The sequence below is a fragment of the Rhodoplanes roseus genome (assembly GCF_003258865.1).
Taxonomy (GTDB): domain Bacteria; phylum Pseudomonadota; class Alphaproteobacteria; order Rhizobiales; family Xanthobacteraceae; genus Rhodoplanes; species Rhodoplanes roseus.
Genome location: NZ_NPEX01000048.1, coordinates 1 through 4,906, shown reverse-complemented (window position 1 = coordinate 4,906; position 4,906 = coordinate 1). Strand labels below are relative to the sequence as shown.

Annotated in this window: 4 protein-coding genes; 2 read left to right on the top strand and 2 right to left on the bottom strand. The window is 69.7% G+C overall.

The window, feature by feature from the left end:
• Together CH341_RS35195 and CH341_RS09585 are read right to left on the bottom strand one after the other, a co-directional pair.
• Window positions 1-2,134: indolepyruvate ferredoxin oxidoreductase family protein (locus tag CH341_RS35195; RefSeq protein ID WP_210208229.1), on the bottom strand; the 2,134-nt coding region annotated here is incomplete at its 3' end.
• 260 nt (window positions 2,135-2,394) lie between these two features.
• Window positions 2,395-2,772, bottom strand: coding sequence for a PilZ domain-containing protein (locus CH341_RS09585; protein ID WP_111418816.1), 378 nt, complete (start codon window positions 2,770-2,772; stop codon window positions 2,395-2,397).
• Between the two features lie 252 nt (window positions 2,773-3,024).
• On the opposite strand from CH341_RS09585, the gene CH341_RS09580 reads away from it, so the two are divergent.
• Both CH341_RS09580 and CH341_RS09575 read left to right on the top strand, forming a co-directional pair.
• On the top strand, window positions 3,025-3,546 hold the full coding sequence (locus tag CH341_RS09580; protein ID WP_111418815.1) for a PAS domain-containing protein: 522 nt from the start codon (window positions 3,025-3,027) through the stop codon (window positions 3,544-3,546).
• On the top strand, window positions 3,524-4,852 hold the full coding sequence (locus CH341_RS09575) for a methyl-accepting chemotaxis protein (protein WP_111418814.1): 1,329 nt from the start codon (window positions 3,524-3,526) through the stop codon (window positions 4,850-4,852). The genes CH341_RS09580 and CH341_RS09575 overlap by 23 nt, the downstream gene beginning before the upstream one ends.
• Window positions 4,853-4,906 lie beyond the last annotated feature (54 nt).

The following is a 4,906-nucleotide window of genomic DNA, read 5'->3' as shown; positions in this document are numbered from 1 at the left end:
CGTCCGCTGCGCGGACGCTCGACCCTCCCCCTCCAGGGGAGGGTGAAGATGCTGCCGCCTTCGGCCTTACGCCGCTCACGCTGGCGAAGGACGGGCAAAAGCCCTTCACACAGGAATAGTCCTTGTTGCAGGTCGACTGTTCGATCGTCCGCTTGCGGCCGAACTCGGTCTCGACCGGCTGGATCGAGACGCAGTTCGACTGCACGCCGCAATCGCCGCAGCCCTCGCAGACCAGCGTGTTGATCACGATGCGGCGGTCCGGATCCGGATAGAGGCCGCGCTTGCGGCGGCGGCGCTTCTCGGCCGCGCAGGTCTGGTCGTAGATCAGCACCGTGGTGCCCGGCGTCGCCGCGAGCCCCCGCTGCACGTCGTCGAGGTCGTCGCGGTGATGCACCGTCGCGCCGGCCGGCCACTCGGTGTCTCGCGGGTACTTGTCGGGCTCGTCGGTGACGATCGCGATGCCGGCGACGCCTTCGGCGGCGACCTGGCGGGCGATCTTCGGCACCGTGAGGCCGCCGTCATTCGCCTGTCCGCCCGTCATCGCGACGGCGTCGTTGAACAGGATCTTGTAGGTGATGTTGACGCCCGCCGTCACGGCGGCCCGGATGGCCAGCGAGCCCGAGTGGTTGTAGGTGCCGTCGCCGAGATTCTGGAACAGATGCGGCCTCGTCGAGAACGGCCCTTCGCCGATCCAGGCGGCCCCTTCGCCGCCCATCTGGGTGAAGCCCGAGGTGGCGCGGTCCATCCACTGGACCATGTAGTGGCAGCCGATGCCGGCCGTGGCGCGGCTGCCGTCGGGCACCACGGTCGAGGAGTTGTGCGGGCAGCCGGAGCAGAAATACGGCGTCCGCACCGCGATGTCGGGAACGCTCGCGCCGTCGTGGCTCCGCGCCTGCTTCAGCCGAGCGACGCGGGTCGCCAGCGCCTCGTCCGGGGAGAACCGCAGCAGCCGCTCGCCGATCGCGACGGCGATCAGGTCGGGCTCCAGTGCGCCCTTCACCGGAAACAGCCAGCGGCCTTCCTCGTCCTTCTTGCCGATGCAGACCGGCTGGTGCGCCGTGCCGTAGAGCTCCTCGCGCACCTGCACCTCGACCAGCGACCGCTTCTCCTCCACCACCATCAGCAGGTCGACGCCCTCGGCCGCTTCCAGCATGTCGGCACGGCCGATCGGATAGGGACAGCCGATCTTGGTGACGCGCAGGCCGAGCGCGTTGCAGCGGACCTCGTCGAGGCCCAGGAGATCGAGCGCCAGCCGCACGTCGAGATAGCTCTTGCCCACGGTGACGACGCCGAGCCGCGGCCGCCGTCCGCCCGAGACGACGGCGCGGTTGAGCTTGTTGGCGCGCACGAAGGCCAGCATGGCGTCGCGCTTGAAGTCCTGCAGCCGTGCCTCCATGCCCAGCACGGTGTCGCCGAGCCGGATGTTCAGCCCGCCGGGCGGCATGCGGAACAGATCCTCGGACGGGATCACGATGCGGACGCGGTCGAGGTCGCCGTCCACCACGGCGGTCGATTCCACCGTGTCGTGCACGCATTTCAGCCCGACCCAGGCGCCGGTGAAGCGCGACATGGCGATCCCGATCAGGCCGTAGTCGAGGATCTCCTGGACGCCGGCCGGATTGAGCACCGGGATCACGGCGTTGACGAGGTTGAACTCGGACTGGTGCGCCGTGGTCGAGCTCTCGGCCGTGTGGTCGTCGCCCATCAGCGCCAGCACGCCGCCGTGCCTGGACGTGCCGGCGCAGTTGGCGTGGCGCAGCACGTCGCCGGAGCGGTCGACGCCCGGGCCCTTGCCGTACCAGAGGCCGAACACGCCGTCGAAGCGGCCTTCGCCGCGCAGCTCCGCCTGCTGCGAGCCCCACACGGCGGTCGCGGCCAGGTCCTCGTTGAGGCCGGGCTGGAACAGGATGTCGTTCGCCCGGAGGATCGCCTCGGCGCGCTGGAACTGCAGGTCGAGGCCGCCGAGCGGCGAGCCGCGATAGCCGGTGACGAAGCCCGCGGTGCTCAGCCCGGCGCGGCGGTCGCGCGCCTTCTGCATCAGGCACATCCGGATCACGGCGTGATAGCCGGTGAGCAGCACGGGCGACGCCGCGAGGTCGAAGCGGTCGTCCAGGGTGACGGGTCGAAGCGGCATGGTGCGCTCCTCCGCTCTCACGAGGCGAGCGAGGCGGGCCGTCACGATGCCGGCTCGGCGATCGGGGGCACCGCCGTACAGGACGTCAACGCACGAGGCTGGCGGTTTGCCGGTTCAGCGTCAATTCGTTTGTGAGAGCCGCCCGCGTGGCTCCGTTGCGCCGAACGGCGCGTCGGCGACATTTGGCGCACCGCAAAAGGGGGTGACGCCGCGCGGCGTGAGCCACGACGTGATGCGGTCGTCCCGGGCCGGCGGCGGGCCTACTCTTCGAGCTGGCGGAGGCGGCGCTTGAGGCGCTCGTTCTCGGCCTTCAGGCGGCGGAGCTTGTCGTGCTCGAAGCCTTCGGCCGCGGGCGCCGGGGCGGCCTGCCTGGTCTCGGTGATCTCGACGCCGAGCGCGTCGCTGCGGCGCCAGCGGGTGTGCACCCGGTAATGCGCCTGCGTCTTCGCAATGGTCAGGTCGAAGCTGTCCGGCACGCGCTCGGCGCCCTCGACGAACAGCAGCGCGCCGCCCTCGGAGCGGTCGCGGACGACGCAGTCGGCTCTGAGATTCTGCTGCGAGAAGACGACCCGGCCGCCCAGATAGGACGGCGAGCGCCGCTGCTTTCGTCGCTCCGGCTCGTGATTGCGGTCCGACATCGTCACCTCCTGCGGCCCGGTCACTGTGCGGGAGCGTGACGGGAGGGGCAAGCGCGGCCGCGTTTCAACCTTAATGGACGCGGAGCGTTCGTCGTGCGATGCGCAGAGAAGTTCCAAAATCGTTAACGGGCGCTGCCCGCCGAAGAGGCCGTCGCCGTTCTGAACAGTTTTGCGTCAGCCCATGTAGGCAAATATTTACCACTGGCATGTCAATTCTTCAGGACAGGCTAGGACGGGAATAGGAAGAGTGCCGTGGCATTGCGCGTGACGCCGACGGATCGTGAAATTCATTTCAGCACCGACGACCTGATCGTCTCCAAGACCGACCTCAAGGGACGCATCACGTACGCCAACCAGGTGTTCTGCGACCTGTGCGGCTACAACGAGGCGGAGCTGATGGGGCAGCCGCACAGCATCATCCGGCATCCGGACATGCCGCGGGCGGTGTTCAAGCTCCTGTGGGACACTGTCCAGGACGGTCGCGAGGTCTTCGCCTATGTGAAGAACATGGCGCGGAACGGCGACCATTATTGGGTCTTCGCCCATGTCACGCCCTCCTTCAACGAGCGGCGTGAGATCATCGGGTATCACTCCAATCGTCGCGTCCCCGAGCGCCGGGCCGTCACCGCCGTCGCGCCGCTCTATGCCGAGGTGCTGCGCGAGGAAGCCCGCCACGCCAACGGCAAGGATGCGCTCGCCGCCGGCTATCGCCGGCTCGTTGAATTCGTCGACGCCCAGGGCATGCCCTACGATGAACTCGTCTTCGCTCTCTGAGGCGATCGCCGGCGTCGTCGCCGTCGCCGTCGCTCTCGCGGCCGCTTGCGTGGCCGTCGTCCTCTCGGACACGGCTCTTCTGGCCGGCGCGCTGGCCGCCGCCGGCGCGGCGCTCGGATTCGTGGCGTGGCGGCTCGCCCGCTTCGACCGGACCTGCCGGTCTATCGCCGACGTCGCCGAGCGGATCGCCCGCGGCGACTTCGAGGCTCGCATCCTCCACATCCGCGACCGCGGCGCCCTCGGCCGCCTGCAGCACGCCTTCAACGACGCGATCGACCGCTGCGACGCCTTCGTGCGCGAGTCGACGGCCGCCATGGGCGCCATTCGCGACAACAGGTATCACCGGCGCATCCTGCCGGCCGGCCTGCACGGCAGCGTCCGTCTCGCCAGCGAGACCATCAACGAGGCGATGGAAGTGATCAGGTGCCGGGTCGCCGCCTTCAACGCCAACACGGCCCAGTTCGAGGCGGCGATCGGCAGCGTCGTCGACGCCATCTCGAGCGCCGCGGGCCACATGGAATCGACCGCCGGCGTGCTCGGCCAGGGCGCCTCCGAGACGCGCGGCCGCGCCGAGGCGGTCGAGCGCTCCTCCGAGGACGCGAGCAGCAACATGGAGACGGTGGCGGCCGCGACCTCCGAGCTCGCCGCCTCGGCCGAGGAGATCGGTCGTGACGTCGACCGCTCCGCCGCCATCGCGCGCGAGGCCGTCGGCAAGGTCGAGCAGGCGAGCCGCACCATCGCCAGCCTGTCGAGCGCCACCGAGCGGATCGATCAGATCGTCGAGCTGATCAATACGATCGCGTCGCAGACCAACCTCCTGGCGCTCAACGCGACCATCGAGGCGGCGCGGGCCGGCGAGGCCGGCAAGGGGTTCGCGGTCGTCGCCTCCGAGGTCAAGACGCTCGCCGGCCAGACGTCGAAGGCGACCGAGGACATCTCGCGCAGCATCGTCGAGGTGCAGACCACGACGCGCGCCGCCGTCGACGCCATCGGCTCGATCGGCGCCACCATCGCCGAGGTCGATTCGATCACCACCCATGTGGCGGCGGCGATCGGCGCGCAGTCGCAGGCCACCCAGGAGATCGCCCGCAACATCGAGCAGGCCTTCGCCGGCGTGCGCGACATCACCGCGACGATCCGCGGTGTCACGGGCCATGCCGGCGACTCGGAGCGTCACGCCGGGTTGACCATGTCGGCCTCCGGCAGCCTCGCCGAGCAGTCGCATCGCCTGGGCGTTTCCGTGAGGGACTTCCTGCACTCGCTCAAGCGCGGCCCGCAATCCGCCGAGCGGCCGAACGCCGCCTGACCGACCGCAGACGACGCTAAGGCGCAATCGCATCTGCCACGACGACGCCGAGCG